Annotated in this window: 15 protein-coding genes; 9 read left to right on the forward strand and 6 right to left on the reverse strand. The window is 63.1% G+C overall.

All coding sequences use genetic code 11. The features are described from left to right. Window positions 1-42: 42 nt before the first annotated feature. The 3 genes from SSA02_RS12500 to SSA02_RS12510 form a co-directional block, all read right to left on the reverse strand. Entirely contained in the window at window positions 43-942 is a 900-nt protein-coding gene (locus SSA02_RS12500; RefSeq protein ID WP_147094421.1) for a sugar phosphate isomerase/epimerase family protein, read from the reverse strand. A gap of 212 nt (window positions 943-1,154) precedes the next feature. After that, window positions 1,155-2,330, reverse strand: a complete 1,176-nt coding sequence (locus SSA02_RS12505; protein WP_147094422.1) for a mechanosensitive ion channel family protein — start codon at window positions 2,328-2,330, stop codon at window positions 1,155-1,157. Between the two features lie 290 nt (window positions 2,331-2,620). Continuing rightward, on the reverse strand, window positions 2,621-3,574 hold the full coding sequence (locus SSA02_RS12510; protein ID WP_147094423.1) for a bile acid:sodium symporter family protein: 954 nt from the start codon (window positions 3,572-3,574) through the stop codon (window positions 2,621-2,623). 194 nt (window positions 3,575-3,768) lie between these two features. Between SSA02_RS12510 and SSA02_RS12515 the strand changes: the two genes are divergently transcribed. The 5 genes from SSA02_RS12515 to SSA02_RS12535 all read left to right on the forward strand — a co-directional run bounded on the left by SSA02_RS12515 (window position 3,769) and on the right by SSA02_RS12535 (window position 8,768). After that, a complete protein-coding gene (locus SSA02_RS12515; RefSeq protein WP_246103912.1) occupies window positions 3,769-4,461 on the forward strand; it encodes an NUDIX domain-containing protein in 693 nt (230 codons plus the stop codon). A gap of 102 nt (window positions 4,462-4,563) precedes the next feature. Beyond that, window positions 4,564-5,358 (forward strand): DeoR family transcriptional regulator, encoded by a 795-nt coding sequence (locus SSA02_RS12520; RefSeq protein ID WP_147094424.1) that lies wholly within the window; start codon window positions 4,564-4,566, stop codon window positions 5,356-5,358. Window positions 5,359-5,443: 85 nt separating this feature from the next. Further along, window positions 5,444-6,430, forward strand: coding sequence for a tagatose kinase (locus SSA02_RS12525; protein ID WP_246103913.1), 987 nt, complete (start codon window positions 5,444-5,446; stop codon window positions 6,428-6,430). Next, window positions 6,427-7,677, forward strand: coding sequence for a D-tagatose-bisphosphate aldolase, class II, non-catalytic subunit (locus SSA02_RS12530; RefSeq protein WP_147094425.1), 1,251 nt, complete (start codon window positions 6,427-6,429; stop codon window positions 7,675-7,677). The genes SSA02_RS12525 and SSA02_RS12530 overlap by 4 nt, the downstream gene beginning before the upstream one ends. Before the next feature lie 128 nt (window positions 7,678-7,805). Further along, a complete protein-coding gene (locus SSA02_RS12535; protein ID WP_186807796.1) occupies window positions 7,806-8,768 on the forward strand; it encodes an N-acetylmuramoyl-L-alanine amidase-like domain-containing protein in 963 nt (320 codons plus the stop codon). Here SSA02_RS12535 and SSA02_RS12540 read toward each other — a convergent pair. Then, complete coding sequence (locus SSA02_RS12540; RefSeq protein WP_246103914.1) at window positions 8,662-9,030, reverse strand: GNAT family N-acetyltransferase; 369 nt, start codon at window positions 9,028-9,030, stop codon at window positions 8,662-8,664. The two genes, SSA02_RS12535 and SSA02_RS12540, sit on opposite strands and share 107 nt — an antisense overlap. Before the next feature lie 145 nt (window positions 9,031-9,175). Here SSA02_RS12540 and SSA02_RS12545 point away from each other — a divergent pair, with 145 nt between their 5' ends. From SSA02_RS12545 to SSA02_RS12555, 4 genes are read left to right on the forward strand one after another with little or no spacing between them, the layout of a single operon-like run. Then, window positions 9,176-11,470 carry a TonB-dependent siderophore receptor gene (locus tag SSA02_RS12545; RefSeq protein WP_147094428.1) on the forward strand — a complete coding sequence of 765 codons (2,295 nt, stop codon included), beginning with the start codon at window positions 9,176-9,178 and terminating at the stop codon, window positions 11,468-11,470. Further along, a complete protein-coding gene (locus SSA02_RS12550; RefSeq protein WP_147094429.1) occupies window positions 11,467-11,763 on the forward strand; it encodes a hypothetical protein in 297 nt (98 codons plus the stop codon). The genes SSA02_RS12545 and SSA02_RS12550 overlap by 4 nt, the downstream gene beginning before the upstream one ends. Beyond that, window positions 11,760-12,068 carry a hypothetical protein gene (locus tag SSA02_RS12800; protein ID WP_186807797.1) on the forward strand — a complete coding sequence of 103 codons (309 nt, stop codon included), beginning with the start codon at window positions 11,760-11,762 and terminating at the stop codon, window positions 12,066-12,068. Before SSA02_RS12550 ends, SSA02_RS12800 begins: the two co-directional genes overlap by 4 nt. Further along, the gene (locus SSA02_RS12555; protein ID WP_186807798.1) at window positions 12,065-13,648 is read left to right on the forward strand and encodes a PepSY-associated TM helix domain-containing protein; all 1,584 of its coding nucleotides are present in this window, start codon (window positions 12,065-12,067) and stop codon (window positions 13,646-13,648) included. The genes SSA02_RS12800 and SSA02_RS12555 overlap by 4 nt, the downstream gene beginning before the upstream one ends. A 39-nt stretch (window positions 13,649-13,687) precedes the next feature. Here SSA02_RS12555 and SSA02_RS12560 read toward each other — a convergent pair whose 3' ends face one another. Continuing rightward, window positions 13,688-14,014 (reverse strand): hypothetical protein, encoded by a 327-nt coding sequence (locus SSA02_RS12560; RefSeq protein WP_147094431.1) that lies wholly within the window; start codon window positions 14,012-14,014, stop codon window positions 13,688-13,690. A 118-nt stretch (window positions 14,015-14,132) separates the two neighbouring features. Continuing rightward, the gene (locus tag SSA02_RS12565) at window positions 14,133-14,777 is read right to left on the reverse strand and encodes a recombinase family protein (RefSeq protein ID WP_147094432.1); all 645 of its coding nucleotides are present in this window, start codon (window positions 14,775-14,777) and stop codon (window positions 14,133-14,135) included. Window positions 14,778-14,842 lie beyond the last annotated feature (65 nt).

Genomic DNA, 14,842 nt, shown 5'->3' on the forward strand with positions numbered 1-14,842 from the left:
TGAGACCGATGCGGTTTCCGGCCTCTGCGTTACCGGCGCGGATCAGCCGAGATTGCGCTTGGCGAGTTCCTCACGCATCGTCCTGAGCATGAAACGCGACGAGTCCTCGGCGCGCTCTTCCCAGGCGAAGACGCAGGAGGACAGGACCCCGTCGAAGCGGATTTCCGCCAGCGTGTCGAAGAAGAGCTTCCAGTCGATATCCCCCTGCCCGATATCGAGATGCTGATGCACACGGACTTTCGCGCCCGGAGGATTGACGATGTAGCGCAGCTCGGAAGATCCGCGATGGTCGAACGTATCCGCCACCCTCACATGGGCGAGAATATCTGCGGCTTCCTTCAGCATGGCCGCCATATCGCCCCCGTAGAAGAAGGTATGGGGCACGATATAGGACATCTTGACCGCATCGGAGCCGATATTGCGGATGATATCGATGGCCGGGTGGAAGGTCTCCACCCAGTCTTCGGGATGCGGTTCGAGAGAAAGGGTGATGCCCGAACGCTCGAGAATGGGGACCAGATCGTCCATCGAGCGCCAGAATGCGTCCTCGCAGGTCTCCGGTGTAGCGACCCCCGGCGGCAGCCCCGCCGAGCGCTCGGGCGAGGTGCCGCGCCCGAATTCGGAAACCATGAGAGGGCATTCCATCTCCGAGGCGATTTCGATGGCACGACGCCAGTAGCGCATCGCGGCCCGGCGTTCCTCCTCGACAGGGCTGGCCCAGCGATACATGGGCTGGAGCGTGGCGAGCTCGGTGCCGTGCTCGCGTATGGCCCGCTTGAATTCCCGGATACGTTGCGAGGTGGCGCGGGGCATGACCCACCATTCGAGAAAATCCGAGCGGGGAGAGAGCTCTATGCCATCAAAACCGTAATCCGCCGTGACCCTGGCGATCTCCGGCAATGAGAGGTGGCGTTGCATATAGGGATCGAGAACGAGTTTCACCCTTGGGGCTCCTTCGGCAGAGGCATTCCGGCGTCCTGCCTCCCCATCGTCCGGATGTATCCGGGCGGTGTCCGGGGCGGGCAGGTCGGCGCCAGATTAGGCAATGCCGACGCCCCGCGTCGCGACGGGGATGATCAAATCCGATCATGCCCCATGCCTTGCCTTGCCTTGCCTTGCCGCGCCCGATCCGGGCTGCCCCCCCGGAGCAGGTGTCAGGACCGGGGGCGGATATCCGGCCCGTCGTACTGGCTGCCGGGTGCGGGACGGTTGACCGGCGGCGAAACGAGGCTGTCCGGCCATGCGGGGCTGTCGGGCGTGCCCGGCACGATTGCGGTACGATCGCGCGGCAGGGACTGGGGCAGCTCCTCACGCAGGCGCTTGAGCATGCGCTCGCGCAGATCGCAGCAGAGATTCCACATGCAGTTCGCGTCGTTCGCCCCCGCGATGAGGCGGATCGAGATGACCGTGGCATTGCTGTCGACCACCTGACAGCCGACCGATCCCATGTCGTGATCCCAGTCCGTGCTTTTCTCGAGCTCCTCAAGGAAGAACTTGCGGACGGTTTCGACCGGGGTCTGGTAGTCGAGCCAGAGGAAGAGCGAGCCGATGAGCGATGGCGAGCTATGCGTCCAGTTCTGGAACGGGTTTTCGAGAAAATAGGCGATCGGCACGATATAGCGGCGGCGGTCCCAGGTGCGCAGGACCACATAGGTGGCATTGATCTCCTCGACATAGGCCCAGTCGCCGTTGAGGATCAGCATGTCCTCCATGCGGATGGGCTGGGTGATGGCGATCTGGATACCGGCGATCAGGTTGGACAGGGCCGGGCGGGCAGAGAGACCGACGACGAGGGAGGCGGCACCGGCGGAAGCGAAGAGCGAGAGACCGTATTGTCTGACGGATTCGAACACCATCAGGGCAGCCGCGACCGTGATGACCCCGAACGTGATCTCGATCAGGCGTCGCAGGATCCGGATCTGGGTCTGGTGAGACCGCACCGTGATGTCATCGACATGTTCGCGGTTGGCGATCCGGTCGAGATATTTGTCCGTTCCGAACCGGAACGCCTTGATGAGACCGAAACCGATCGTGATGATGAAGGAGAACGCGAAGAAATGCCCGAGGAACTGGGTCGTGGACGGCGCGAAGCCGGTCGTGGCCGGAAGGGCGGCACTCGCGGCCACGATCATCAGAAGCACGCGGATGTGGTTCTGGAGCCGGGCTATGGTCTCGTGGATGAAGGCGATGCGCTTGAGACCGGGAAGACGGGGAAGCGCCTCGGTGATGAGCCTGCTGAACAGGAGTGCGATCAGGGCCGCCGCCACGAGGAGAAGGGTCGAGGCGAGTGCGGGCGGGAGCCAGTCAAACCATGCGAGGAGTCTCGACATGGAGTGCACATAATCTTTCTTGATCACAGGTCTTCCTTGCTGTCTTCCGGCCTGTCCTGCCGGATCTCGGAGCGGTATTATCACTTTAATGTGATGTAACCGGGAGGGGGCGTCAACGACCCTAACTTGCGAGCCCGGCCCCGTTTCCCATGAAAGAACGGTAAGAAAAGCCCATTGGTGCCCCGGTTCTCCTGGCGTCGGCTCTCCTGTGCGTCGGTGCCACCCCGGGGCGCAGGCCGCCACCCCGGGGAGGCTCTTCGTTCAGGCCGGGGGCGGGCTGGGAGGCGGGGTCAGGGGCGCTCGGGGCGCCGGGCCAGATGACGGGCCAGAAGCGTGCAGAGAAAGAGCTGGATCTGATGATAGATCATCAGCGGCAGTACCACCGTTCCCACGATCGACGCGGGAAACAGGATGTTGGCCATGGGCACGCCGGTCGCGAGCGATTTCTTCGAACCGCAGAGCATGAGCGAGATCGCGCTTTCCTCGGAAAAGCCGGATATCCGTCCGAGGAGCCGTGACAGAAACAGGACGAGAACCAGAAGCGCCAGATCGAGTCCCGCGGTCAGGGCCAGATCCGGAAGGGAGATGCTGTGCCAGAGCCCCTGGAAGACGGCATGGCTGAATGCGGTATAGACGACAAGCACGATCGAACCGCGATCGGTCAGGGAAAGCAGTTTCCTGTTGCGTCTCGCCCAGTCTCCAAGACGCCGGTGCAGGATCTGACCCAGACCGAAGGGCAGCAGAAGCTGGGTTGCGATATCGATGACGGCCTGTCCGGACCAGACTCCGCCGCGGCGGATGATCATCCCTACGAGCACGGGGGTGAGGACGATTCCCGCGAGATTGGAGAGCGTCGCGGCACAGATCGAGGCCGGGACGTTTCCGCGGGCGATGGAGGTCAGGGCGATCGAGCTCTGCACGGTGGAGGGCAGACAGCACAGAAAGAGAAGCCCCTGCCACATATCGGGTGTGAGAAGATGCGGAAAGAGCGCCCGCAGGGCGAGGCCGAGCAGGGGAAAGAGCAGGAATGTGCAGGCGAGCACGCTGCCCTGCAAACGCCAGTCGCGCACGCTTTCCAGAACAGCTTGCGGCTGCAGACGCGCGCCCTGGAGAAAGAACATGATGGCGATGCAGAGGGTCGTCAGATGGGCGAGGACGGTCGCGCCCAGTCCATGACAGGGCAGGATTGTCGCAAGCCCGATGGCGGCGATCAGACTCAGGAGAAAGGGGTCGAGCTTCGGCATGGCGGAGATTTCTCCTGCATCGGGCCTTTTTGGCAAGAGCGTCCCCTGCGGCCCTTCGTTTCGCCGGAGGGCGGGAGCGTGAACGGGACGCTTGCGCGCGGCGATGCCGTGCGCGACCCTTCTTTACAGGCATGTCGCGCATATGACGCGTGCGCAGATCGGGCGCGTATCACGGGCAGGGAGGGAGCGAGATCATGACGGAGCACGATACGGGCGAGGCGCGGGGTTCGGACGGGATGCGGCGGGATGATGAAGGGCCGGGCACGGAGATACGCGGAGGGGCGGAAACGGATGAGCGGATATCGATCGTCGGGGAGGCGCGTCTCTCCGATGGCTGGGGGAAACTCACGCAATACACGCTCGCCTATCGCCGCCGGGACGGAACACGACAGACCCTGTCGCGCGAGGTCTACGACCACGGGGATGGCGCTGCGATCCTGCTCTACGACCGGTCGCGCAATACCGTCCTGCTGACACGGCAGTTCCGGCTTCCGGTCTATCTCGGTGGCGACGGATCCGGGTTCGTCGAGGTTTGCGCGGGCATGCTCGATGCGCGCGCGCCCGAGGCGGCAATCCGCAAGGAGGTCGAGGAGGAGACAGGCGTGAGCGTCGGTGAGATCAGCGAGATCGGCCGGTATTACATGAGCCCCGGTTCGTTGAGCGAGCGGCTGCATTGTTTCGTCGGTGCCTATAGCCGGGCCATGCGTACCGGCCCGGGCGGCGGTCTGGTCGAGGAGGGCGAGGAGATCGAGGCTCTCGAGATCGGATTTCCCGAAGCCATGGCCATGATCCGGGACGGGCGGATCATGGATGCGAAGACCGTTCTGCTTCTTCAGTACGCGGCGCTGGAAGGGCTCTGTTCGGTTCGGCCCGCTGCGGGACCCTGATCGATCCCGGTATTGTGACCGGCACGGCGCAGGGAGGCGCTGGCAGAGAGGAAAAAAGAACCTTATCTTTCGAAAGCTCTTCTTTCGTTTGGAAAGAATGCGATGACCGGGGAGGGATGGATGTCGGCGGGTGTGGGGCGTGCAACGCTCAAGCGACGGTTGGCGATCATCGATGCTGTAAGACGGCTGGGATTCGCCCGTACCGAGACCCTTGCCGAGCTGTTCGATGTGTCCTCCGTGACGATCCGTTCGGATCTGGCCTATCTGCAGAACCAGAACCTCGTGATCAGGGTCAATGGCGGCGCCAGGCCCTGCCTGGACAGGATGCCCGTATCGTCCGGCGACGAGCCGCCCGATATCGCCGGATGTCATGCTTTGGCCCGTCAGGCCGCGCGTCGGATCGGTGCGGGACAGACGGTGTTTCTCGATAATTCCCGGGCCTCGTCCCTTGTTCCGCTCCATGCCCTGTCCGGGGCGTTGCGCTTCCTCGTGAACGGGCTCGACAGTTTTCATCTCGCAAGCCGGAGCTGCGACTCCACGATCGCCCTGCTCGGTGGCAGCTATGACCGGCAAGGTCTTCCGGTTGGCGATCCGGCTGCGCGGCAGGCCCTCTCGTTCTACGAGATCGATTTCGCCATCCTTGCCGTCTCGCATGTCACCGAAGACCGCGTCGTCTGTCTGGACCGGAGCGGGAACTGCCTCGAGGCCGCGTGCGGACAGGCGGAGCGTGTCCTGCTTCTGCATGTTCCGGACGGACGGGCGTCGGAGGGCGGCCCCGTGATCGGGCGGGACGCCCGGATGGAGGTGATCGGGCGGGACGCCCGTGAGGGGATAACCGGGCGGGATGCCCGCGAGGAGAATCCCGGCTCCCGATCCGCCGTGTTCTGCACTGAGTGACGGAGAGAGACCGTGATCGCATCCGCGTCCTTCTGCCCCTCATCGCGCCTGAGACTTTTTCCTGTTCACTGAGGATTGCCGGATCATGATGTCCCTCTCAAAGGCGGGCGGTGCCCCCGAAGCTCCCTGTTGCGTGGTCACGATCGGAGAGATCGTGGTGGAGATCATGGCCGAAACGCCCGGAACCGGTTTTATGGAGCCTCTGGCCCTGAAAGGGCCTTTTCCCTCCGGTGCTCCGGCCATCTTCATCGATCAGGTCGCGCAACTCGGTATGCGTTGCGGGCTCATCTCCGCGGTGGGACGGGACGATTTCGGAACGCTCAATGTCACGCGCCTCGCCCGCGATGGCGTCGATGTCTCGGCAATCCAGCAGATCGACTCCTATGCGACGGGAAGCGCGTTCGTCCGCTACCGCCCCGATGGCAGCCGTGACTTCGTCTATAATATCCGCGAGGCCGCCTGTGCCCGCACGACGCTGAACGATGCCGCGCGCAGCCTGCTGGGCAAGGCGACCCATTTTCATGTCATGGGCTCCTCCCTCTTCTCCTTCCGGATCATCGATGCCGTAACCACCGCCCTGCGTGAGGTGAAGGCGCAGGGCGGTACGGTGTCGTTCGACCCCAATATCCGCAAGGAAATGCTCGATATCCCCGAAATGCGCGCGGCGCTCGAGCTGATGCTGCAGGAATGCGACATCTTCCTGCCGAGCGGCCCCGAGCTGCTTCTCTTCAGTGAGGCCGATACCGAGGAGGACGCGATCCGGGAGATTCTGGCGCTCGGCGTGTCCGAGATCGTTCTGAAAAAGGGGCAGGATGGCGCCTGCGCGTTCAGCAACGAGGGATCGTTCCCTATGCCACCCTTTCCGGTGACGGAGCGCGATCCCACCGGGGCGGGGGATTGTTTCGGCGCCACCTATGTCACCTGCAGGCTTTCAGGCCGGTCGGTGGAGGAAAGCCTGCGTTACGCCAGCGCCTCGGGGGCGCGCGCCGTAACCGTGCAGGGGCCGATGGAGGGCGTCTCCACCTTTGCGGAACTCGACCGTTTCATCGCCCAGTCAGGAAATCCGGCATGACACAGACAGATCTTACCGAATTGCGTGGTCGTTACGACCGGGGAGAAAATCCCGGTCTGACATCCGTCTGTTCGGCTCATCCTCTGGTGATAGAGGCGGCCCTGGTCCATGCCGCCGACCGGGGACAATCCGCGCTGATCGAGGCCACCTGCAACCAGGTCAATCAGGATGGCGGATATACGGGCATGACCCCCGCATCGTTCCGGGACTTCGTTTTCGGTATCGCCGGGCGTGTGGGCTTTGCGCGGGAAAGGATCATTCTGGGGGGGGATCATCTCGGCCCCAATCCCTGGAAGTCGCTTCCCCCCGAGGCGGCGATGCAGAAGGCCGAACTCATGATCGCGGCTTATGCCGGGGCGGGATTTACGAAGCTCCATCTCGATGCCAGCATGGGATGCGCAGGAGAAGCCGCGCATCTGCCGGACGAGATCGTGGCCGAACGCGCCGTTCGTCTCGCGCGTGCCGCAGAGGCGGCTGCGCCGGGAAAGGCCTGTTACGTTATCGGGACCGAAATCCCGACTCCGGGCGGTGCGACCGAGGCGCTCGATCACGTCGTGCCGACGACCCCGGACGCCGTGAAAAAGACCTATGCGGTGCATGAGGCCGCTTTTCGTGCTGCACTGCCCGATATGTGGCCGCGTGTCATCGGAATCGTCGTGCAGCCCGGAGTCGAGTTCGGCCATGACGATGTGGCGATCTACGCGCCCGAACCCGCCCGCGATCTCGTCGCGACCCTGGCGAAGCTCCCCGGCCTCGTATTCGAGGCGCATTCGACCGATTATCAGCCCGGCGCGTCGTTATCCCGGCTCAGGAAGGACGGTTTCTGTATCCTGAAGGTCGGTCCCGAGCTGACCTTCGCCCTGCGTGAGGCGCTGTACGGTCTCGACGCCATCAGGATGTTCCGTACGCCCGGGGCGGAGTCCCTGCCCGACACGATGGAGGCGGTCATGTTGCGCTCTCCCGCTGACTGGCGCAGCCATTATCACGGCACCCCTGCCGAGCAGCGTGTGCTGCGTCATTTCAGCTACAGCGATCGTATCCGCTATTACTGGCCTGCTCCGGAAGCGAGAAAGGCGGTCGATGCGCTTTTGTCTGATTCCGGAGGGGCGACCATTCCGGAGACCATGCTGAGCCAGTATCTGCCGCGGTTCCTCGAACGGGTGAAATCGGGCGTGCTGAAGGCAGAGCCGCGCGAGATTCTCATCCAGTCGGTAAGAGACGTGCTCGAACGATACGAAACGCGTTGATCGCGTCTTGACGCGGCGCCCGCTTCGCCCCTCTGACTGAACCTGTCATCGTGACAGACGGATGGACGGCTTCGGGGGGCGTGGGACAGATGATGAAAAGCTGGCGAGCGCGATGCGTGCGAAGGGCGATGGCTGAGGCCCTTATGGCAGCACTCGTGCTTTGGTGCGTATCGCCCCGGATGTCTTTCGGTGCGTCTTCCCATGAGGTGCCCGGTAGAGCATCGGGTATGGCGCCCGATACGCGTTTTGCGACGGCCCGGACTGCGACGGCCCGGACTGCGACGGCCCGGACAGAGATGACCGGGACGGAGATGACTGGGGTCAGGATGACCGGGACCGACCGGATCTCCTTCCCGGCCGGAGATCGCGCGCGGATCGCCCGTCTGCTCGACGATCGCCCCGCCGGTCGCGACATGGCGTCGCGTCTCGACTGGGTGTCCGCAAAGCTGCTGGGAACGCCCTATCTTGCAAATACCCTGATCGGAGGACCGGAGGTGCCGGAAGCCCTCGTTATCCGTCTGGACGGGGTGGATTGCTATACCTTCATCGATCTCGCGCGTGCGCTCGCCTTGGCACGGGATACGGCCGATTTCATTCCCGTTCTGAAACAGACGCGGTATCGCGATGCACAGGTGCAATTCGATCACCGTCGTCATTTCCTGACGGACTGGGTCGCCTTCGCGCCCCGTAATGCCCGCGATATCACGGCCACGCTCTCACCTCATGCGCGCCATATCCGCAAGAGGCTCAATCTGCGTGCGGATGGCGGGCATTACATCCCGGGTTTGCCGGTGCGGTCGCGCGACGTGACGTTCCTGCCGCCGCAAGCCGTGACACCGGAGGTGCTGGACGGGATCCGGACAGGCGATGTCATCGGGATCTATACGGCTCTCGACGGGCTGGATGTGACCCATACCGGTCTTGCGATACGCAAGCGGGACGAAACGGGCAGGGAAGACGTCTATTTCCGCAATGCCTCGTCGCTCAAAGCCAACAGGAAGGTCGTCGATACGCGGCTCGTCGATTATGTGCGCAACAAGCCGGGGATCGTGGTGCTGCGCATGACCGGGATATCATCCCCGGGCCGGTAAGGCCGGATCCTCTCCCGGGATCGCGTGCCCGGTCTTCTCCCTGGAGCGGTACGCCGAACATCACGTGGGGCGCGGTGGCAAAGCAGGCAAAGCCGTTACGGGCATAGAGCCGCCTTGCTGCCTCGAGGATCGTGTGCGTCCACAAGACGATACGTCGATATCCGCATGACCGGGCAAAGGCGATAAAGGGGCGCACCAGAGCATCGCCGATCCCCCGGTTGCGCGCGAAACGTTCCACATGGAGCAGGCGCAGTCTTGCGATGCGATCGCCCTCATCCGTTACGAACACGGCCCCGGCGAGGAGGCGATCCGTCCCGATACCGGAATCTGACATATCCGTTAAGAATTGTTGACAACGATTCTTATTTGCAAGAATGAAGGGCCGGATATCATCGTCAGATCGGAATATGAGCGTGTTTGTGTCGAGCCGGAACGTTTCGTCCTGTTGTGTCGCGTTGTTCTGCCTTCACGGTATCGCTCTGGCCGACGATCTGACGACCGGCAAAACGGGGCACAAGCAGGAAGAGGCCGGGGCGGCCTTGCCCCGGTCGCAGGGCCGGATGCCCGGGGCCGGAAAAACAGACGAGGTCATCGTCGTCTCCGCAACCGGCCTATCCCATGCGACAGCGACGACAAAGACCCGGACTCCGATCATCGAATCGGCGCAGACGATCTCGATCGTCACACGCGAGGAAATCGAGTTGCGCGCGACCCCGACCATTGCCGATGCGCTGTCCTATATGGCGGGTGTGCAGGCCGAGCCCTCGGGCGTGGATAATCGCGTGGATGAGGTTTCAGTGCGCGGCTTTGGGGCAGGCGGCTTTTCGTCCAACAACAATTTTGTCGATGGGTTGCGTCTGCCGTCGGGCGGGCAATGGACACGCACATCGTTCGATCCGTTTGCCCTCCAGCAGATCGAGGTGCTGAAAGGGCCGTCTGGCGCGCTTTATGGCCAGACAGCGCCCGGTGGTATCGTCAATCTCACCACCAAGCGCCCGACCGGGAAATCGCATGGCGAATTCTTCCTCCAGACCATCGGCTATACCAGGCTCGGCAACTGGCAGGGTCAGGCCTCGGGTGACGTCTCCGGCAAACTCAACAAATCCGGTACGGTGCGAGGACGGATCGTTGCAGTGGCCCGTTATGGCGGCACGCAGGTCAATGATGTGAATAGCGGGCGGTATTATGTCTCGCCCAGCCTGACATGGGCCTATGCGCCGGGGTCGAGCTGGACGCTGCTGGCGCAGTATCAACGTGATACCGGTGGCTCGACCTTCCAGTTCCTGCCCATGACCGGCACACTTGTGCCGTCCAGGGGGCGCTATATCCGCAATGACGAGAACATAGGCGAGCCCGACTGGAACACCTTCGACCGCACGCAGGTGCTGACGGGGTCGTTCCTCGAACACCGCTTCAACAAGAGCGTCACGCTGCGCAACAACACGCGCTACACCTATCTGGATAACCTTTATCGCTCGACCGTGCTTTCGGGCGATACGCTGACGAAATGCACTGCCAGCATCAGGGGATGCGTGCCCTATCAGACCGTCAATCGACGGGCTGTCGAAGGACGCGGGCGCTCGCAGGGTGTGGCGACAGATACCCAGCTCGAGATCAGGGCCAGAACGGGCATGGTGCGTCATACGCTGCTGTTCGGCACGGATTATTTCTACACAAACTGGGAAAGCTCGCGCGATCTGGTCAGTTCGGCGCTTGTGCTGCCCCTGCTGGATATCTTCGACCCGGTTGCGCGTGGCACGGCCGGTTATTCGGCCGGTCTGGCGCCGCAGGTTTATGGCGCTACGGAATCGCAGCAGAACGGTCTGTATTTTCAGGACCAGATGAAGATCGAAAAGCTCTATATCACGGTCGGCGGTCGTCAGGACTGGGCGCGCGACAATACCCTCAATATCCTGACCAGAAAGCGCTATCCGAACGATAATGACCGCTTCACATGGCGTGCGGGGGCTGTCTATCGCACCGAAATCGGTCTGGCGCCCTATTTCAGCTATGCCACGTCATTCCAGCCGCAGGTGTCCGACCCCTCCACCGCGCTCGACAACAAGCCTTTCAGGCCGACGACAGGCGACCAGTATGAGGCCGGGCTGCGCTATCAGTACGGAAAGAGCATTTATGTGACCTTCGGCGGGTATCAGATCACCCAGCAGAATGTGACGACGCCCGCGCCGAACGGTCAGCTTTGCGGTACGGCGACATGCCTTGTGCAGACGGGCGAGATGCGTGTGCGCGGTCTCGAACTGGAAGGTCGTGCGACCCTGCCCTGGGATATGGCGGTTATTTTCACCGGGACGCGCAGCGATGCCCGGATCACGGAGTCCAACACGGTTTCGCAGATCGGTAACACCATGCCCCAGGTCCCGAAATGGATGGCCTCTCTCTTTGTCGATCAGCGCCTCCTGCATGGCGCCCTGCGTGGTGCGGGGTTCGGCGGCGGCGTGCGTTATACGGGACGATCCTGGGGGGATACCGGCAACAGTCTTGCCATTCCGGGCTATACGCTTTTCGATATGTTCCTGCGTTACGATTTCGGTGTGGCGCGACCGCGCTATGAAGGCCTTTCCTTCTCCCTGAACATGCGCAACATCGCCAATCGCCGTTTCGTTGCCACATGTACCGCTGTCTCTGCCTGTTATTACGGGCAGGGGCGCAGCGTCACGATGCGTCTGGAGTATCGCTGGTGAAAGCGGATGTTTTCTTTCCGCTCCTCGGGGTGGGTCTCGCTCTTGGCTCGTGTCTCCTGATCTATCTTGCTTCCCATCAGCAGAAAATGCTGCGCGCTCGGCTGAAGCCGCGCCGGGTCGTTCCGGCTGCGACACTGCTCATGGTGTTTTCGGGTTCCGCGTTCTGCCGGACCACGAGCTGCCTGACCGGTCTGTTCATGACCGCGATTTGCTTCATGATCGTACTGACATCCCTGCCGGTTCTCGTCGCAGGGGGGCGTTACAGAGGTGAGTGCAGGGACATGCGGCGATGAACACGAAGCGGCGCAGCATGCGCCATTGGCCGCTCGGACTCTGCGCCGGATTGATACCGGGCGCGTTTCTCGCGCTCGGTATCATGATCATGGCCGGTTTTGCCTGCGATGCGCAGGGCGATCCCTTTTCCGTGACGGGGCAATCCCTGACATGGCTTGCCGGTCTGCTCTGGGTTGCCGTTCTGAATGTCAGCCTTCTGTTCCGGACGGCGCGCGGCGCATGGGTCTGGATCGGAGCGTCCGCGCTTGTCGTCTGCGCGGCCGATTTGCTTGTGCATCATTTCCGGAACGGAGGCGCAGGATGAAGCTGCCAGCCGATCTCGTCGCGCTGTATCGTGAGGTGCATAGCTGGGTCGGTATCGTGACCGGTCTGTTTCTGTTCGTCGCCTTCTATGCCGGTGCGATCACGATGTTCGCACCGGCCCTCGATACCTGGCTGACCCCGAAGACAGTCCTGCCGCCCCCGGTGTCTCTTGCCGGGACACCGGCGCTGCTGGAGAAGGTTTTCGCCGCCTATCCCGAAAGCCGGAAGCAGTACACGATCGTGCTCGATCCGGATGCCGATCGCCCGGCGCGCGTGATGTGGCCTCTCGAGACGGGCAGGCACGGGCATGGCCAGCGTCCGGCCATGATGATGGCGGCGCTCGACGAGCGGGGGACGCTGGTGACCGCGACCCGTATGCCCTCCGTGACGGCCCAGACGATCGATATCGTACATGAGCGTATGGGCGTGCCCTTGCCTGAGACACCGGCCTTGCTGTTCATGGGAGTCGTGACACTGGCCTATACGGTGGCGCTCGTTTCGGGGATCGTCGTCTTTCTGCCGGCTCTCGCCCGCGGTGTGTTCGCGGTCCGTCTCGTGGGAAGCATCCGTCGCAAATGGCTCGATCTGCATAATCTGCTCGGGTTCTGTTCGCTGCCTTTTCATGTCGTCATGGCGCTTACCTCGGTCATCTTCGCGTTTCATGGCACGATTGCCGGCGTCCAGATGGCCGGTCTGTCTCCCGCCGCGCATGACGGCGCCTCCATGATGGCGCGTTTCATGGCCAGTATTCCCCGTCCTTCCCCGCCGGGGCCCGATGCCGGAATGCTGCCTCCTGCACGCGTTCTCGCCGTGCTCGCACGCGAGGCCCCGGATTTCGAAGCGGTGAGTCTCGATTACGGCCCGCTATTCGGTCCTCCCACGGGGGCGCCCCCGATGTTGCGGGTCAACGGATATGACCGGCGTCACATCATGCGTGGCCCCGAAGGCGGTATGGTGACGCTCGATCCCTATACGGGTGCGGTTTTGTGGCGCGACTACATGCCCGGTCTGCAATCGGGCGGATTTGCCGTGCTGACTGCGTTTTTCGCCCTGCATTTCGGCAGCTATGGCGGGGCGCCGATACGCTGGGCCTATCTCGTGCTCGGGTTTGCAGGCGCCTTTCTGTTCTATACCGGCAATCGGCTGTGGATCGTCGTCAGACGACGTCGTGAGCGTTCCGCAGGGTCATGCGTGGACACGCGGGGCACCCGGATCCTGTCCCGTCTGACGACCGGATGCAGCGCAGGGTGCATGTCGTCCATCGCCGTTCTGCTCGGTCAGGCCATGCTCATGCCGGGCGGTCTGGAGGCGTCGTCCAGTCTCGTCCTCTATCATCTGGTTTTCTGGGCCTTCATGGCGCTGGCTTTCGTGCCGCATCTTGCCGCACGCGCGATTTTCGCGCTGTCTGGCGGCATTCACATCGTGCTCGCGGCGATCGTCATATCGAGCCATGCGCGCTGGGACCTGACGGCGTGCTGTCTTGCGGTCCTGTCCCTGTGTCTGGGCTGCCTGCTCTGCGGTTTCGTGCCTCGCGCGCCGGGCGGGCGAGGCAGGCAGGGGCGCGAAACCGATATCGTCTGAGCCCGGTCATCCGTCCGGGGCTGCGGGATGGCGCGTTCGTTACGAGTCCTCGAGCGTCTCGCGCTTGCGCTCCACCCAGTCGCGCGCCGCATCGCCCCCCCAGAGAAGCCAGGCGATATACCCTGCGGAAGGATCGGAATCCGACCCCCATTCATGGGTTTTCGTATCCCGATCCACCTTGTGACGGGCGAAATAACTGTGCATCGACTTGATGTCGGATTCCGACAGCTCTTTCTGTTCGGCGAGCTGCTCGGCGCGCTTGACTCCTGTTTCGGTGCCGCCCCGGTTGAATTTCTCGCGAAGCCTGAGGCCGTGCCGCGCAGCGGACGCCATTTCTTTCGTCGGGTGGAAGGTTTTTTCAGCCATAGATCCGATCCTCGGCAGTGAGAGCGGCCTGCCCGTCTTTCATGACGGGGGAGCGCGGACGCGCATGCTCAGGGAACAGAACTCCGCTGCCGGGTCGGGGTTGCCCCGTCGCGAGCGGTCAGGCCGGTTCGAGATCCGGAAGAGGCGGACGCAGGTCCGGGATATCGGCGAGTGCGAGCGCCGCCGCTGTGCGTCGGCTCCTGTGACTGTCCGCGCCTGTGGCGATCCGGGAGATCGTTCCCGGAGAGACGCCGTATATCTCGGCCAGGGCGAGCAAGGGTTCTCCTGCGAGACGCCGCTTTCTGATCTCGTGACGCTGTTCGGGAAGGAGGCGCGGCGGTCGTCCCATCCTGACCCCGCGTCTTACGGCGCGGGCGCGGCCTTCGGCCGTCCTGTTGCGGATCAGGTCGCGCTCCACATCGGCCAACCCCCCCAGAACCGCGAGCATGAGTCGCCCGGTGCTGGTCCGGGTATCCACCCAGGGTTCTGCAAGGGAATAGAACTGGGCGTTACGACATGTGATTTCCCGGACGATGGCGAAGAGATCGAACGTGCTGCGGGCCAGACGGTCGATGCGGGTGACGACGAGCATGTCCCCCGTCGCAATCGTATGGATGAGGCGGTGAAGCTGGGGACGGTCCGTATCGGCGCCGCTGGCCTTTTCGCGAAAGATCCGGTCGCATCCGAACGTCCGGAGTGTCAGCAACTGCGTCTCAAGCGTCTGCCCGACTGTGCTGACCCGCGCATAGCCGATCTTCCGCATTGCCTTCCTTTCCTGTGACGCGTCGCGATGCCTCCCCGTATCGGGACGTCGTCTCTCTTGCGCAA

Origin of the sequence: Swaminathania salitolerans, assembly GCF_007988945.1 — a bacterium.
GTDB lineage: Bacteria > Pseudomonadota > Alphaproteobacteria > Acetobacterales > Acetobacteraceae > Swaminathania > Swaminathania salitolerans.